The sequence below is a fragment of the Bacillus sp. MHSD_36 genome, assembly GCF_030757775.1.
Lineage (GTDB): Bacteria > Bacillota > Bacilli > Bacillales > Bacillaceae_G > Bacillus_A.
In genome coordinates, this window is the sequence record NZ_JAVBIS010000003.1 from 72397 (window position 1) to 88086 (window position 15690).

General features: G+C 35.8%; 14 protein-coding genes. 10 read left to right on the forward strand and 4 right to left on the reverse strand.

Going from position 1 to position 15690, the window contains the following annotated elements; translation table 11 throughout:
* The first annotated feature begins 74 nt into the window (after positions 1-74).
* From opp3b to Q9B79_RS13440, 4 genes are read left to right on the forward strand one after another with little or no spacing between them, the layout of a single operon-like run.
* Positions 75-1004, forward strand: coding sequence for an oligopeptide ABC transporter permease (opp3b, locus tag Q9B79_RS13425; RefSeq protein ID WP_000534165.1), 930 nt, complete (start codon positions 75-77; stop codon positions 1002-1004).
* Positions 1001-2017, forward strand: coding sequence for an oligopeptide ABC transporter permease (gene opp3C, locus Q9B79_RS13430; RefSeq protein WP_306184955.1), 1017 nt, complete (start codon positions 1001-1003; stop codon positions 2015-2017). The genes opp3b and opp3C overlap by 4 nt, the downstream gene beginning before the upstream one ends.
* Positions 2018-2035: 18 nt before the next feature.
* The gene (locus Q9B79_RS13435) at positions 2036-3079 is read left to right on the forward strand and encodes an ABC transporter ATP-binding protein (protein WP_306184957.1); all 1044 of its coding nucleotides are present in this window, start codon (positions 2036-2038) and stop codon (positions 3077-3079) included.
* Complete coding sequence (locus Q9B79_RS13440; protein ID WP_000166346.1) at positions 3072-4007, forward strand: ABC transporter ATP-binding protein; 936 nt, start codon at positions 3072-3074, stop codon at positions 4005-4007. Before Q9B79_RS13435 ends, Q9B79_RS13440 begins: the two co-directional genes overlap by 8 nt.
* 110 nt (positions 4008-4117) lie before the next feature.
* Here Q9B79_RS13440 and Q9B79_RS13445 read toward each other — a convergent pair whose 3' ends face one another.
* Positions 4118-5563 (reverse strand): MATE family efflux transporter, encoded by a 1446-nt coding sequence (locus Q9B79_RS13445; RefSeq protein ID WP_306184959.1) that lies wholly within the window; start codon positions 5561-5563, stop codon positions 4118-4120.
* A 352-nt stretch (positions 5564-5915) separates the two neighbouring features.
* Between Q9B79_RS13445 and Q9B79_RS13450 the strand changes: the two genes are divergently transcribed.
* Positions 5916-7562 (forward strand): peptide ABC transporter substrate-binding protein, encoded by a 1647-nt coding sequence (locus Q9B79_RS13450; RefSeq protein WP_306184961.1) that lies wholly within the window; start codon positions 5916-5918, stop codon positions 7560-7562.
* Positions 7563-7590: 28 nt separating this feature from the next.
* On the opposite strand, the gene Q9B79_RS13455 is transcribed toward Q9B79_RS13450, so the two are convergent.
* Positions 7591-7794, reverse strand: coding sequence for a hypothetical protein (locus Q9B79_RS13455; RefSeq protein ID WP_306184964.1), 204 nt, complete (start codon positions 7792-7794; stop codon positions 7591-7593).
* Between the two features lie 592 nt (positions 7795-8386).
* Here Q9B79_RS13455 and spx point away from each other — a divergent pair.
* Positions 8387-8782, forward strand: a complete 396-nt coding sequence (spx, locus tag Q9B79_RS13460; RefSeq protein WP_000258267.1) for a transcriptional regulator Spx — start codon at positions 8387-8389, stop codon at positions 8780-8782.
* 49 nt (positions 8783-8831) lie between these two features.
* On the opposite strand, the gene Q9B79_RS13465 is transcribed toward spx, so the two are convergent.
* Positions 8832-9506, reverse strand: a complete 675-nt coding sequence (locus Q9B79_RS13465) for a TerC family protein (protein WP_306184967.1) — start codon at positions 9504-9506, stop codon at positions 8832-8834.
* A gap of 340 nt (positions 9507-9846) precedes the next feature.
* Between Q9B79_RS13465 and mecA the strand changes: the two genes are divergently transcribed.
* The 4 genes from mecA to pepF all read left to right on the forward strand — a co-directional run bounded on the left by mecA (position 9847) and on the right by pepF (position 15349).
* Positions 9847-10530 (forward strand): adaptor protein MecA, encoded by a 684-nt coding sequence (gene mecA / locus Q9B79_RS13470; RefSeq protein ID WP_306184969.1) that lies wholly within the window; start codon positions 9847-9849, stop codon positions 10528-10530.
* Between the two features lie 72 nt (positions 10531-10602).
* Complete coding sequence (locus tag Q9B79_RS13475; protein WP_098670235.1) at positions 10603-12147, forward strand: cardiolipin synthase; 1545 nt, start codon at positions 10603-10605, stop codon at positions 12145-12147.
* Positions 12148-12227: 80 nt separating this feature from the next.
* Positions 12228-13472: a competence protein CoiA gene (locus Q9B79_RS13480; protein ID WP_306184972.1), complete on the forward strand. Its 1245-nt coding sequence runs from the start codon at positions 12228-12230 to the stop codon at positions 13470-13472.
* Between the two features lie 50 nt (positions 13473-13522).
* Positions 13523-15349, forward strand: coding sequence for an oligoendopeptidase F (pepF, locus tag Q9B79_RS13485; protein ID WP_306184974.1), 1827 nt, complete (start codon positions 13523-13525; stop codon positions 15347-15349).
* Positions 15350-15466: 117 nt separating this feature from the next.
* Here pepF and Q9B79_RS13490 read toward each other — a convergent pair whose 3' ends face one another.
* Positions 15467-15640, reverse strand: a complete 174-nt coding sequence (locus tag Q9B79_RS13490; protein WP_306184976.1) for a hypothetical protein — start codon at positions 15638-15640, stop codon at positions 15467-15469.
* Positions 15641-15690 lie beyond the last annotated feature (50 nt).

The following is a 15690-nucleotide window of genomic DNA, read 5'->3' on the forward strand; positions in this document are numbered from 1 at the left end:
ATTTTAAAAAAATAAAAGTAAGAATATTTAAAACTATCTTATTGCTTTTGAGAAAAACGGGGAGGTGCTTGACTATGGGACGTTATGTATTAAAACGTTTCGTGTACATGGCTTTGACATTATTTTTAATTACTACACTGACTTTCTTTTTGATGAAATTACTTCCGGGTTCTCCGCTTAAAAACCAGGAGAAGCTATCACCGGCACAAAAAGAAATCATTCTTGAAAAATATGGTTTAAATGATCCAGTACCAGTTCAATATGCACGTTACTTAGGTAACTTAGCAAAAGGTGATTTAGGGGTATCATTCCAATATGATAACCGTCCAGTAACAGATATGATTGTGGATCGCATTGGACCATCAGCACAACTTGGTTTACAAGCGATTATATTAGGAACATTTATCGGTTTAATTTTAGGAATCGTTGCGGCACTTCGTAACAATACGTGGGTCGACTATGGAGCGACAATTATTTCCGTACTCGGGATGTCGGTACCATCGTTCGTATTCGCCGCATTACTACAATATTTCGTAGGGGTAAAACTTGGATGGTTCCCAGTAGCATTCTGGAAAGGACCAGAGTTTACAGTAATGCCTACAATCGCTTTATCGATGGCAGTTATCGCAACAATCGCACGTTTCGCTCGTGCAGAGTTAATTGAAGTTATGCAAGCTGACTACATTTTAACAGCGAAAGCGAAAGGAATTAGCCAAGGCGTTATCATTATCAAACACGCACTTCGTAACGCGTTAATTCCAGTTGTAACAATTTTAGGACCAATGGTTGCAGGGTTAATTACAGGTACATTAGTTATTGAGCAAATTTATGCTGTACCAGGACTAGGGGAACAGTTCGTTAAATCTATTACAGTGAATGACTATACAGTTATTATGGGAACTACAATTTTCTATAGTGCAATCTTCATCTTAGTTATTTTCATTGTTGATATTTTATATGGAATTATTGATCCTCGAATTCGTTTAGCGGGAGGGAAAAAATGATGAAAGATGTACAAAAATTATCTCCAGACTTATTTCAACAAGCCAATCAAAATAATGTGGATAATGAAGTCATTGCCCGTCCAAGCTTAACGTTTTGGCAAGATGTAAGAAGACGTTTGTTCCAACATAAAGGAGCAATGTTCGGTTTCGTTTTATTAACGCTTATTATCTTACTAGCAATTTTAGGACCGATGGTAAGTAAGCACTCGTATAAAGAGCAAGATTTAGGACGTGCGAAATTACCACCGAAAATTCCAGTTATTGAAAATGTTCATTGGTTACCATTTGACGGTACTGATCAATATGGTGTTGACCAATATGAAAAACGTGATATTAAAGATTACTTCTGGTTTGGTACAGATGATCTTGGCCGTGATTTATGGACAAGAACATGGGAAGGTACGCGTGTATCATTATATATCGCTCTTTTAGCAGCAGCAATTGACTTAGTAATTGGGGTTGCATATGGGGGTATTTCAGCATTCTATGGCGGTAGAGTAGATAACATTATGCAACGTATTATGGAGATTATTAACGGTATTCCATACTTAATCATCGTTATTTTAATGGTAATCATTATGGGATCTGGTATATGGTCAATTACACTCGCAATGGCAATTACGGGTTGGATAGGAATGTCGCGTATCGTTCGTGGACAAATCCTAAAATTAAAAAATCAAGAATACGTATTAGCATCTCGTACATTAGGTGCAACAAATACACAATTAATTGTAAAACACTTAATCCCGAACGTAATGGGACCAATTATCGTAATGACAATGTTTACAATCCCAACAGCGGTGTTTGGTGAGGCGTTCTTAAGCTTCATCGGTTTAGGTATTCAGCCACCATTCGCGTCACTTGGTTCTCTTGTAAATGACGGTTATAAATCAATTCAAACGTATCCACACATGATGTTCATCCCTGCGGTTGTCATCAGTATATTAATTCTAGCGTTTAACTTAATGGCAGACGGATTACGCGACGCGTTAGATCCAAAAATGCGTAAGTAAAAGAGGGGAGAGGCAAAGATGAAAACATTGTTAGAGGTAAAAGATTTACAAGTCTCCTTTGATACACATGCAGGTGAAGTACAAGCTGTACGCGGCGTTACTTTTGATTTGAAAAAAGGAGAAACATTAGCGATTGTAGGAGAATCTGGTTCGGGGAAATCAGTTACTTCTAAAGCGTTAATGGGATTAATTCCGAATCCTCCTGGACGCATTAAAAATGGTGAAATCGTATTTGAAGGTCGTGACTTAACGAAATTAACAGAAAAAGAAATGCAACAAGTTCGTGGTAAAGATATCGCGATGATTTTCCAAGATCCAATGACATCATTAAACCCAACGATGACAATTGGAAATCAAATTATGGAAGGTCTTATTAAACACCAAGGGATGAGTAAAGCAGATGCACGTAAAGTTGCGTTAGAATTAATCGACCTTGTAGGTATTCCAAATCCAGAAGCTCGTTTAAAACAATATCCTCACCAATTCTCTGGTGGTATGAGACAGCGTGTAGTTATTGCGATGGCGTTAGCTTGTAACCCAAAATTATTGATTGCCGATGAGCCGACAACAGCGCTAGACGTTACAATTCAGGCGCAAATTTTAGAGCTTATGAAGGACATTCAGCAAAAAACAGAAGCAGCAATTATTTTCATTACGCATGATTTAGGTGTAGTGGCAAACGTTGCGGACCGCGTGGCAGTTATGTACGCTGGTAAAGTTGTTGAAATCGGAACTGTAGATGAAATTTTCTACAACCCAAAACATCCATATACTTGGGGCTTAATCGCATCTATGCCAAGTTTAGACGGTTCAGAAGAAGAGTTATATGCAATCCCTGGAACGCCTCCAGATTTATTGAAGCCGCCAAAGGGAGATGCTTTTGCATCACGTAACCCACAGGCATTAAAAATTGATTTTGAAATGGATCCACCTTTATTTAAAGTAAGTGATACACACTATGCGGCAACTTGGTTACTTCACGAGCAAGCTCCAGAAGTAAAACCACCGGCAGTCGTTGAAAAACGCATTCTTCAAATGAAAGCAGGTGAACAACATGACTAAACAACGTGAAAAATTAATTGAAGTAAAAAATGTAAAGCAGCACTTCGACGTAAGTGGTGGTGTTGTCAAAGCGGTTAATGATATTTCATTTGATATTTACCGCGGTGAAACATTTGGTCTTGTAGGAGAATCAGGTTGTGGTAAATCAACAACTGGAAGAACGATTATTCGTTTATATGATGCAACTGCTGGTGAAGTGTTATTCGATGGTGAAAATGTACATGGTAAAAAATCACGTGCAGAGCTGAAGAAATTCAACCGTAAAATGCAAATGATTTTCCAAGATCCATATGCATCATTAAACCCTCGTATGACAGTAGGGGATATTATTGCAGAAGGTATTGATATTCACGGATTAGCGAAAAACAAAAAAGAGCGTATGGACCGTGTTCATGAATTATTAAACACAGTTGGTTTAAATAAAGAGCACGCAAACCGTTTCCCTCATGAATTCTCAGGTGGACAACGTCAACGTATCGGTATCGCTCGTGCACTTGCTGTAGAACCTGAATTTATCATTGCCGATGAGCCAATCTCAGCACTTGACGTATCAATCCAGGCGCAAGTTGTAAACTTACTGAAAAAGTTACAAAAAGAAAAAGGTTTAACATATTTATTCATTGCCCATGATTTATCGATGGTAAAATACATTAGTGACCGCATCGGCGTAATGTACCGTGGTCAAATCGTTGAGCTAACAACAAGTGATGAGTTATATGCGAATCCAATTCATCCATATACAAAATCACTATTATCAGCAATTCCACTTCCAGATCCAGATTATGAGCGCAATCGTAAACGTATCGTATACGATCCATCTCAGCATAATTATGGTAGTGAAGAACCGACAATGCGTGAAATTCGCCCAGGACATTTCGTACTATGTTCTGAAGCGGAGTATAAAAAATATAAAGAGATTTATCAATAATAAAACAGCCAATCTTCCGTTATGGAAGATTGGCTGTTTTCTACTATATAAACAGTTTTATTGTTAATATTTGTTTGTAAGTGAATACATGCATTTTGATTCAATGAGTATTACTGTGCCGGAACAGAAATAATCTCCTCATGTTCTTCAGGTTTAACGAGTGCATAACGCTCCCAGGCTCTACTTTTCCAGCGGAAGAACATAATAATCGCACGTGTCCATTCATCAAGAGCAATCGCTAACCAAATACCAACGAGCCCCATATCTAAATGGAAGGCGAAAAAGTAACCGAGTGGTAAGCTCATTAATACCATAGAGAATGCGCCGATTAAAACGGGGTACTTTGCATCGCCAGCTGCGCGAAGTGAATTGATGATGACGATATTCATCGTACGTCCCGTTTCAAGTAGTACACTTAGTAAAAGAACGCTTGCACCTAACGTAATAATGTGCGGATTATCTGTAAATAGTCCCATTAATTGTGTGCGGAATATAATAACGAGAGCGACCATACATAAAGTGACTCCAATTGCCCACTTTACACTTTTCCATACGCGTTCATACGCTTCATCTTTTTCACCACCGCCAACGAGGCGCCCGATAATAATGGCTGTTCCCATGCCAATCGCAATAGCGAATAAATAAGTAAACATAGAAATGTTCGTAGCGTATTGTCTAGCCGCTAATGATTCCGTTCCTAAATATGTTGCATAGTATAAGAAGACAATTTGGCAAGCTTGATACATAACCTGCTCAAATGCAGATGGAATCCCGATCTTTAAAATTTTCCCGATGTATTCTTTTGATAAGGTAAAGTAATATTGTAATTTCACACGGTATTCCATAACGCGGTACAGCAACCAGAAGAAAACGATAAGTGCGATTAATCTGCTGACAGCAGAAGAAATAGCAGCCCCTTGCACACCGAGCTCTGGGAAACCAAATTTCCCGAAAATAAGTACGTAGTTTCCAGCGATATGAATAATATTCATTCCAAGTGAAATAAACATCGCTTGCTTTGTGAAGCCATGTACGCGGATAATTGCGGCTAATGAATTAATAATAGCTTGAAGGAAAATAGCCCCTCCGACGATGGATAAATAGCTTTGCGCATACATGAGTACATCGCCTTGTAAGTTCATTGCTATCATCATATGTTTTGAAAATAAAAGAAAACCAGCGCTTATAACGAGTCCGACCACTAAATTTAATGTGACGGCTAAAGCTGATATTTTAGATGCTTCCATAAAACGTTTGGAACCGAGGTATTGAGATACGACGATAGCTGCGCCGTTCCCGATGACTTCTAGTACCAAAATAGCGATATGGAGGTATTGATTCGCTGCACCAACCCCAGATACAGCATCGTCTGATAATGCACTTAACATGAAAGTATCAGCGATCCCCATTAACATAAAAAGAAAAACTTCTAGAAAAATAGGCCATGTTAATAAGAATAAACTTAATTTCTCTGTCGGCCCGTTTTTTGCTTGAATTGCTGTCATGTCCGTCCCCTCTTTACCGATATCTATTTTTAGCAAAGTGTATCGTAACACACTTTCTTATCCTTTGCACTCATTTTAACCTACATATCTTTACTATGAAGGGGGCACTATTTTATGATAAAAAGAGAAGGATAATTATGCAGGAAATATTATAAAATATAATTTTTATTTTTCTCTGATAATTTAGAAGAATTTAAAAATGATTGTTTTTAACACTTCAGTAAGCATAATCAGCAATATGAAACGTTTACAAAGGTTTATTTTTAAACAGGAAATTTTAATGAAATAGAAATATAAATATACAAAAAATATATTTGTGTGTATAATATGAATTGTTAGAACATATATATATTTCTATTTGTTTGAAAATGAAAGGGCTAACATTTTTGTGGAGGGTGGAAATATGAAAAAAAAGATGCCAGTTTTTGTAGTATCAACAGTAGCGATGAGCATGATGTTAGGGGCATGTAGCTACCAAAAAGATGAACCGCAAGCGAACGCAAAAGGGGATAGCGGGAAAAGCGGTGCAAAGCAAGTCATTAATCTAACAGAAGTGTCTGAAATTCCGACAATGGATACAACACTTGCCTCGGATGCTGCTTCTTCAAAAGTTATGAATAATACAATGGAAGGGCTATATCGACTTGGGAAAGGTGATAAGTTAGTTCCAGGTGTAGCGAAATCCTATACGAAATCTGAAGATGGTAAAAAATATACATTTAAATTACGTGAAGACGCTAAATGGTCGAATGGTGATCCTGTAACAGCAAAAGATTTTGTATATGCATGGCAAAGAGCTGTTAACCCTGATACGGCTGCGAAATCAGGATATATTATGCTAGATGTGAAAAATGCAGAGAAAATTAATAAAAGAGAGTTATCACCGGATCAATTAGGTGTAAAAGCGATAGATGACCATACATTTGAAGTTGAATTGGATAATCCAGTTCCATATTTTCTTGATTTAACGGTGTACCCACTATTTTTCCCATTAAATGAGAAGTATATGAAAGAACAGGGAGAAAAATTTGGCTTGGAAGCAAATACAACTTTGTATAACGGTCCATTTGTATTAAATGAATGGAAACATGAACAAAGTTTCCAATTAAAGAAAAATCCAAGCTATTGGGATCAAAAAGAAGTGAAATTAGAAGAAGTTAATTTTAATGTTGTAAAAGATACAGGAGCTGCTGTTAATTTGTATAATACGAATGCGATTGACAGAGTCGGTTTATCAGCGGAATTAGTTGATAAGTATAAAGGGCAAAAAGATTTTAAAACAATTAATGATCCAACTGTATTCTTCTTACGTTTTAATCAAAAAAATCCAGCTTTAGCTAACAAAAATATTCGTAAGGCTATTTCTAGTGCATACGATCGAGATGGTATCGGTGAGGTTATTTTAAACAACGGTTCTAAGGGAGCTTACGGTTTAGTGCCATCTGATTTTGTTAAGGGACCAGATAAGCAGGATTTTAGGAAAGAAAATGGAAAACTTTCAAAAGTCGATGTGAAGGAAGCTAAAAAATTCTGGGAAGCAGGAAAGAAAGAATTAGGCAAAGATAAAATAGAAATAGAATTTTTAAACTTTGATAATGAAGAATCTAAGAAAATTGGTGAGTATGTAAAGGGAGAATTAGAAAAGAATTTACCAGGTCTAACAGTAACAATTAAGATGCAACCATTTGCACAAAAATTAAAACTTGAAGATAGTGGACAATTTGATATTTCATTTACTGGATGGGGACCTGATTTCCCTGATGCAATCACATTCCTTGATATGTTTATAACAGATGGTTCACAAAATAAAATGAGTTATTCTAATGCTCAGTATGATAGCCTTATTAAAAAGGCAAAGCAAGAAGGTTCAGATGTAAAAGGACGTTGGAATGATCTGTTAAAAGCGGAAAAAATCTTATTTGAGGATGCAGCAATTGCACCAGTATTCCAACGCGGCAGATCTATATTAGAAAGAGAAACAATTAAAGATGTATATATCCACAAATATGGTGGCGAATTGAGCTTTAAATGGGCGTCAGTAGAGAAATAAGAAAAAAGCAGGTGATTGCCTGCTTTTTTTAATACGTACGTTTCTTATAAATACCTTTCCCGCCAACCTCGTTCCAGCCGGATTGTACATCCGAACTTTTATTAATAAACTTCATCTTTTCTTTTCCGCCAAAGAGTTTTTCACCAATGCTATTTGTAATGACACCAATCAATGCTGTTATTCCGATGATGAGGGCAGCAACAGTGACAAAATCAATAAAAAAAGCAATCATTTGCAAATTCCCCCTTTGCCTGTCTGTATTTTTATTGTATGAGATAAAAGATGAAAAAGAAAGAAATGTCAGAAAAATATTTGATTTATTTTAGAAATCGTATGGACATGAATGAGAATGTTTGTTAAAATAAGAACAAATGTTCTTTCGATTCTCACTTGTATAGTCTTACATTTCTTAATTGATTTATCAAAAAAAGGTAAGAAAACGTTCTCTTTTTCATAGAAAAGATTATGAGAGAATAACTATAAATCATATGAAAAATCTATGAAAAGCAAGCGTTAAGAGGGTTGAAGATTATTGTTAAAGAACAGCTGAAGTAAGTGTGATTATGTTACATAGCAGTGGAATACACGGAAGAGTTTTCTCAATTAGAAGGAAATTTACTGTATATTTCTTGCAAAATCTATTGTATAATGATTATAGAAGTTACTTATTAAAAGTAATTGTTGTTTGCTAAAAGTTGTTGCTTACATGAAATGCGATTTTTGCGCTTTGTTTTAAGACAAGGTATCGTAAAAAATTGCTGAATTTAGAAATCTAAACTGTAATTAGTACAGAATTTGTACTCTTTAAGGAGAGTGAGCTTTGTATGGTAACATTATATAGTTCTCCAAGCTGTACGTCTTGTAGAAAGGCGAAATTATGGCTAGAGGAAAATCATATTCCTTATACAGAACGTAATATTTTCTCAGATCCATTAACGATTGAGGAAATTAAAGAGATTTTACGTATGACAGAAAGCGGAACGGATGAGATTATTTCTACTCGTTCGAAAGTTTTCCAAGAATTAAATGTAAACTTAGAGTCTTTACCACTTCAAGATTTATATAAGATGATTCGTGACTATCCAGGGATTTTACGTCGTCCAATTATGATTGACGAGAAACGCCTTCAAGTAGGTTACAATGAAGACGAAATCCGCCGTTTCTTACCACGTACAGTAAGAACGTTCCAATTACGTGAAGCACAGCGTCTTGTAAATTAATTATAATAATATGAAAACCTTCTACCTATTATATAGTAGAAGGTTTTTTTTAATGTTTTACATTTCGTAATCGAACTCGTTGTACGATAATACCGATGCATAAAATGGTGAAAATAAATAAGTAAGGAATGCCTGCAGTGAAACTTGGGTTGTTATGAAAAAAGGTTGCAAGTCTGTCTTCATGTGTGACCATTTTTCCTGCTGTATAAGCGAGAATTGCTGCCCCGCAATAAATGAGGAATGGAAAGCGTTCCATAAGTATTAAAATAAGTTTGCTGCCCCAAATAATAATCGGGATAGAAATAAGTAAACCAATTATTACGAGTAAAAATCTTCCGTGAGCTGCCCCTGCAATGGCAATAACGTTGTCAAATCCCATAACAAGGTCCGCGAATACAATTGTACGCACAGCTTGAAATAAAGTTGTCTTTCCTTGAATGGATGAAAGATCGTTGCTATTATCAGTTAGTAAATTTACTGCAATTAATGTAAGTAAAACGCCTCCGATAAGTTGCAGAAATGGAATGTCGAGTAAATAGACAGCTAGTATAGTAAGGATAATTCTTAGTACGATTGCTAAAAGAGTACCAATCAAAATGGCTTTATTTCGTTTGGATTCAGGTAAATTTCGGCTAGCTAGTGCGATGACAATTGCGTTGTCACCACCTAATACAACATCGATACCGACAATCATTAGTACAGATGTTAAAAACTCTAAGTCCATTCGTCTGCCTCCATTTATGATGTTTTAATAAGCGAACTATATGTATGTGGTGAAAAGAGACTAAATCATCTTCTCTAATAAAAGTTTCACTTTATTACAGTGTACGGGGGAAGGTGGAAATGTATGTCCAAATTTTTTATAAGTGAGAAATCGCTATAATGATATATTTGTGTAGATCATCAAATGAAGATAGGCATATAACTATTTTTGTAAAATAAATCGATTTTATTTCCATTCTGGAGAATCTTATCATAAAATGAGAGTACAAGAATCTATTGATTTGTCATATGAGTGGGGAATCCCTTCATAACAATTCTAAGCAGGAAGGGAGAGTTGTATTTTGGATATTGAAAGAATTAATGACCATACGATGAAATTTTTTATTACGTACATTGATATAGAGGACAGAGGCTTTAATCGTGAGGAAATTTGGTACGATCGCGAAAGAAGCGAAGAGCTCTTTTGGGAAATGATGGACGAAGCTCGTGATCATGACGATTTCTTTATTGATGGACCGTTATGGATTCAAGTGCAAGCAGTCGATAAAGGGATTGAAGTACTTGTAACGAAAGCGGAGCTTTCAAAGGATGGACAAAAGTTAGAACTACCAATAGGTGTAGATAAAATTATAGACATTCCTCTAGACGAAGGCATTGAATCATTATTCCAGCAAGAATTAGTGGAAGAGGTAGAAGAACAAGTAGGAACAAACTTTAACGAAGATGGTACGTTTGGCTTTTTAATTAAGTTTAATGATTTTGAAGATGTCATTTCATTAAGCCACCGTCTTATCTTTGAAGATATAAAAGATGAGCTGTATTCATTTGAGAACCGCTATTATGTATATGTGGAATTCGATGAAGTGCTACATGATGAAGAAGAAATTGATCGCATTTTAAGTATTGTTTTGGAATACGGAGAAGAATCAACTTTAACAATTCATCGTGTAAGTGAGTACGGGAAACAAATTGTGAAAGAGCATGCGCTTGAAACAATTCGCAATAATTTTCCTGCTAAAACGTAGGCCGATTTCTGTAGTATGAAATCGGCTTTTTATATGAAGAATAGGAGAGCTTTCTTAGTAAGGAGGTAAGAGATGAAAAATACGTTAAAGTTGATTTTCTTTGTTTTACTATTGTTCGCATTATTTGTTTCATTACGTATGTTTATTGACGTTGCATTTTATTCGGATGTAATCGGGATAAAAGATGTTTCGATTTTAGGTATTATTAGTATTTTATTTACGGTATCTGCATTTTTAATTGGCTGCGTTATTTTCTTAGAGAACCGTCATCCATCTAAAACACTTACATGGCTAATTGTGTTAGGTATTTTTCCGGTATTTGGATTCTTCGCTTATTTATTATTCGGACAGAACTTTCGGAGGAAGAGAATGTTCCAAAAGAAGGCGTTGCTCGATGAACAAGCATTTTTACAATATAAAGGGCATGAAGATTACGAGGAACGGATTTTGCGCAATCATAAGCATCAAGAGCTGTTATTTCGTTTAGCAGATCGCTTAGGCGCTTTAAATATTTCATTTCAAACTGAAACGAGAACATTAACAAATGGAGATGAAACGTTTCAGGCCATTTTAGATGGTTTAAAACGAGCGAAACATCACATTCATATGGAATATTACATTGTGCGTGATGATAAGCTTGGGACAGAAATTAAAGATATTTTAATACAAAAATCAAAAGAGGGCGTAGTCGTTCGTTTTTTATATGATGCGGTTGGAAGTTTTAGATTATCGAATTCGTATATTGAAGAATTAAACGATGCAGGTGTCGAAATGATTCCGTTCTTTCCTGTGCGTTTTCCGATTTTAAACGATAAGATTAATTATCGAAACCACCGAAAAATCGTTATTATTGATGGGAATGAAGGATTTGTAGGTGGATTAAATATTGGTGATGAATACTTAGGGAAGGATAAGTACTTCGGTTTTTGGCGAGACACGCATTTATATTTGCGTGGTGAAGCTGTACAAAGTTTACAGCTTATTTTTCTTCAAGATTGGTTTTATATGACTGGTGAGGCTGTGCTCGCCCCTGAATATTTACAAGCGAAAGCAGTTGAGGGAGATCATTGGGGAGGCGTGCAGCTCGTTGCAGGTGGACCGGATAATAAATGGGAAACAATTAAACATTTATACTTTGCCATGATCGCTTCTGCTCGGAAATCCATTTGGATTGCGACGCCGTATTTCATTCCTGATGATGATATTTTATCCGCATTAAAGGTAGCTGCGCTTGCTGGTATTGATGTTCGTTTGTTAATGCCGAGTAAGCCTGATAAGCGCACTGTCTTTTATGCATCAAGATCGTACTTCCCAGAGCTTTTAGATGCAGGAGTAAAGATATATGAATACGAAAAAGGTTTTCTCCATAGTAAAGTTGTCATTGTCGATTCTGATTTAGCTTCAATTGGGACAGCTAATATGGATATGAGAAGTTTTCATTTGAACTTTGAAGTAAATGCCTTTTTATATGATACAGATAGCATTCGAAAGCTTGTTCAAGATTTTAAAGACGATTTAGAAGAATCCAGTGAAATTCACGTCGATCATTTTCATAAAAGGCGTCTGCATAGACGAATTGTTGAATCAACGTATCGGTTATTATCACCTTTATTATAAAAAGAGATGTCCGAAATTGGGACATCTCTTTTTTAAAAGGAATTTGTAATAAATTGTAGAATATAAGGAGCTGAAAGGGTGTGATTCCGATGTTTATCGCTAAAAGAGAAAACGGAGAAAAAATTCATCTACTCTATCATCATGATGAAGAGCTGTTACACCGTATGCGGAAAAGGGAAAGCTTCTTTTGCATAGCTTGCGGGAAGGAAGTGCAAATGAAATTAGGGAAACAAAAAAGTTGGCATTTTGCTCATAAGAAAATGGATGTGTGTCTTGCCTTTTATGAAGCAGAATCTATGTATCATAGGCACGGTAAAGAATTGTTATATAGATGGTTCAAACGTCAAAACTTTCATGTAGATATAGAGCATTATCTGCCAGAGATTCAGCAACGACCAGATATTTTCATAGAGAGAGCAGGGAGAAAAATTGCGATTGAATACCAGTGCGCTAATCTCTCTATAGAACAGCTGTACAAACGAACTTATTCGTATTGGCGAGCTGGTATACAGGTCATTTGGATTATTGGTGGAAATCAATTGAAAAAGCACTCTGCATATTGGATGAAATTCTCCTCTCTTATGGCTTTCTCCTTACAATCTTATCCTCAGCCACTTCTTATTTTCTTCTGTTCGAAACAAAAATCATTTATGAAATGCGCGTTTCTCACTTCATTTTCTACAAGCGTCTCTTTCTCACATATTATATATTTACCAACTGAAACGACTACTTTTGAAATGCTCTTTTCTCCTGTGCCATTCAAAAAAGAAATATTAGACCGAGAATGGAAGCAGCGAAAGGACTATTTTCGAAAAAATGCTTTGCCTATTTGGAATTATAATCATAAGTCACTATTACGCCTCTTATATCAATGTAAATGTACCCCAGAAAATTTCCCTTCTGAAATTGGTGTGCCGCTCCCGTCCTCATTCGCTTTTCAAACAAATCCATTTATATGGCAAGCTTTTTTATATATGAAGTGTATAGGTGGGCTTGCAGTAGGGGATTATATTTCCCTCGAGCATGCGTGTAGTTATGTAAAAAAGTATACGAAAAGGCGTATGCTTCCGTACTTTTCACAGCATATATGGAAAGTAGCAGTTACTGAGTATATGACATTTTTATGTTATGCAGGTGTATTACGTAAAGTAGGGACTTATAAGTACCGGAAAATAAGGGGAATAGCTATGTTAAAAACAGAGGAGGAGGTTATAAAATATGATGAAATTTGCTTAGCGTATGCCTTATCTTTATTTGAGGCAAAGTACAACATGAGAGAAGGAAAAGGGGATATAATAAAGACTGATCGTGAAGGAATTACATAAGAAAAATCGAATTGTATGTAAGTAGAGATATTTAAAGGAGGGCTTAAAGGATGTCTGAACAAAACACAGCAAAAGCATTACCAGATCGTAACGAGATTGAAGAATCAAGTACGTGGCGATTAGAAGATATTTTCCAAACAGATGCAGAATGGGAAAAAGAATTCCAAGCTATTAAAGAGCTATTACCGAAGTTAACTGAATTTAAAGGGAAACTTGGTGACTCTGCGAACAATTTACTTGAAGCATTACAATATGAAGATGAAATTTCAATGCGATTAGGTAAGCTATATACATATGCACATATGCGTTACGATCAAGATACAACAAACTCTGTGTATCAAGCGTTAAATGACCGTGCAACAAATTTATATTCACAAGTATCTAGTAGCACAGCATATATGGTACCTGAAATTTTATCGATTTCAGAAGATACACTGCAAACATTCTTGAAAGAAAATAGGGACTTAAGTGTATATGAACATGCGTTAGAAGAAATTACGCGTCAACGCCCTCACGTATTATCTGAAGCGGAAGAGGCACTATTAGCAGAAGCATCTGAAGTAATGAGTGCGTCAAGTAATACATTTGGTATGTTGAATAATGCAGATTTGAAATTCCCATCTATTAAAGGTGAGGATGGAGAAGAAATAGAAATTACACATGGTCGTTACATTCAGTTTTTGGAAAGTGATGATCGTCGTGTACGCGAAGATGCGTTCAAAGCTGTATATGAAACGTACGGAAAATATAGGAACACATTTGCAAGTACGTTAAGTGGAGCTGTGAAGCGTAATAATTTCAATGCGCGCGTTCGTAAATACGATTCTGCACGTCAAGCTGCATTAAGCAATAATAATATTCCTGAAGCGGTGTATGATCAACTTGTTGAATCTGTAAATGATAATTTACACTTGCTACACCGTTATATCGATATTCGTAAGCGTGCACTAGGACTTGATGAGCTTCATATGTATGATTTATATACACCACTTGTACCAGAAGTGAAAATGAACGTGAAGTATGAAGAAGCGCAAGACATGTTATTAAAGTCTTTAAATGTACTTGGTGATGAATATGTTGATATTTTGAAAGAAGCATATGAAAATCGCTGGGTAGATGTGTATGAGAATAAAGGAAAACGAAGCGGAGCATATTCATCTGGTGCATATGGAACAAATCCGTATATTTTAATGAACTGGCATGATAATGTAAATAATTTATTTACACTTGCTCATGAGTTTGGTCATTCTGTGCATAGTTACTACACAAGAAAAACGCAGCCGCACGTATACGGTGATTATTCAATCTTCGTTGCGGAAGTAGCGTCAACTTGTAATGAAGCGCTTCTAAACGATTATTTATTAAAAACGACAGAAGATAAGAAAGAGCGCCTATACTTATTAAATCATTATTTAGAAGGATTCCGTGGTACTGTATTCCGCCAAACGATGTTCGCAGAGTTTGAGCATATTATTCATAAGAAAGTACAAGAGGGACATGCGGTTACGCCAGACATGTTAACGGAGATCTACTATGATTTAAATAAGAAATATTTCGGTGATGCTTTAGTAATTGATGAAGAAATTGGTTTAGAGTGGTCTCGTATTCCTCACTTCTACTACAACTATTACGTATACCAATATGCAACAGGATTTAGTGCAGCAACGGCTCTATCTAAACAAATTTTAGAAGAAGGGCAACCAGCAGTAGAACGTTACATTAATGAGTTCTTAAAAGCAGGAAGCTCAGATTACCCGATTGAAGTGCTGAAAAGAGCAGGAGTAGATATGGCATCTCCAGAACCGGTAAAAGAAGCATTGCAAGTATTTGAAGAAAAATTAAATGAATTAGAAGCATTATTATTTGAAGAGAAGTAATAGAAAAGACGAGGGATTTACCTCGTCTTTTTCTTTACGTATTTTTGTCGATATTTGTCGGAAAAATAAAGCGAATTTCCTTCTTTTTTCTAAAGTAGAAGGCAGTTTTACAGTTAATTAAAACCCTTTAAATCGTTTTTTATGGTTGAAATAAGAGAGAGCGATGACAATGACTCCGAATAAAAGAGGGAAAGCAATAATTTTAGGAAAAGCTTGTAGTAGAGAGAGGATGTACAAGAAAAAAGAAACGATGATGGCTAGAATGATTAGTAAAATATACGTTTTTTTCATACAAAACACCTCCAAAATAGCTTTTTTATAGCTTATTCAGAAATGAAAAC

Coding starts and splice junctions, on each gene's coding strand:
- opp3b (WP_000534165.1), top strand. CDS start 75: ATGGGACGTTATGTATTAAAACGTTTCGTGTACATGGCTTTGACATTA.
- opp3C (WP_306184955.1), top strand. CDS start 1,001: ATGATGAAAGATGTACAAAAATTATCTCCAGACTTATTTCAACAAGCC.
- Q9B79_RS13435 (WP_306184957.1), top strand. CDS start 2,036: ATGAAAACATTGTTAGAGGTAAAAGATTTACAAGTCTCCTTTGATACA.
- Q9B79_RS13440 (WP_000166346.1), top strand. CDS start 3,072: ATGACTAAACAACGTGAAAAATTAATTGAAGTAAAAAATGTAAAGCAG.
- Q9B79_RS13450 (WP_306184961.1), top strand. CDS start 5,916: ATGAAAAAAAAGATGCCAGTTTTTGTAGTATCAACAGTAGCGATGAGC.
- Q9B79_RS13455 (WP_306184964.1), bottom strand. CDS start 7,794: ATGATTGCTTTTTTTATTGATTTTGTCACTGTTGCTGCCCTCATCATC.
- spx (WP_000258267.1), top strand. CDS start 8,387: ATGGTAACATTATATAGTTCTCCAAGCTGTACGTCTTGTAGAAAGGCG.
- Q9B79_RS13465 (WP_306184967.1), bottom strand. CDS start 9,506: ATGGACTTAGAGTTTTTAACATCTGTACTAATGATTGTCGGTATCGAT.
- Q9B79_RS13475 (WP_098670235.1), top strand. CDS start 10,603: ATGAAAAATACGTTAAAGTTGATTTTCTTTGTTTTACTATTGTTCGCA.
- pepF (WP_306184974.1), top strand. CDS start 13,523: ATGTCTGAACAAAACACAGCAAAAGCATTACCAGATCGTAACGAGATT.
- Q9B79_RS13490 (WP_306184976.1), bottom strand. CDS start 15,640: ATGAAAAAAACGTATATTTTACTAATCATTCTAGCCATCATCGTTTCT.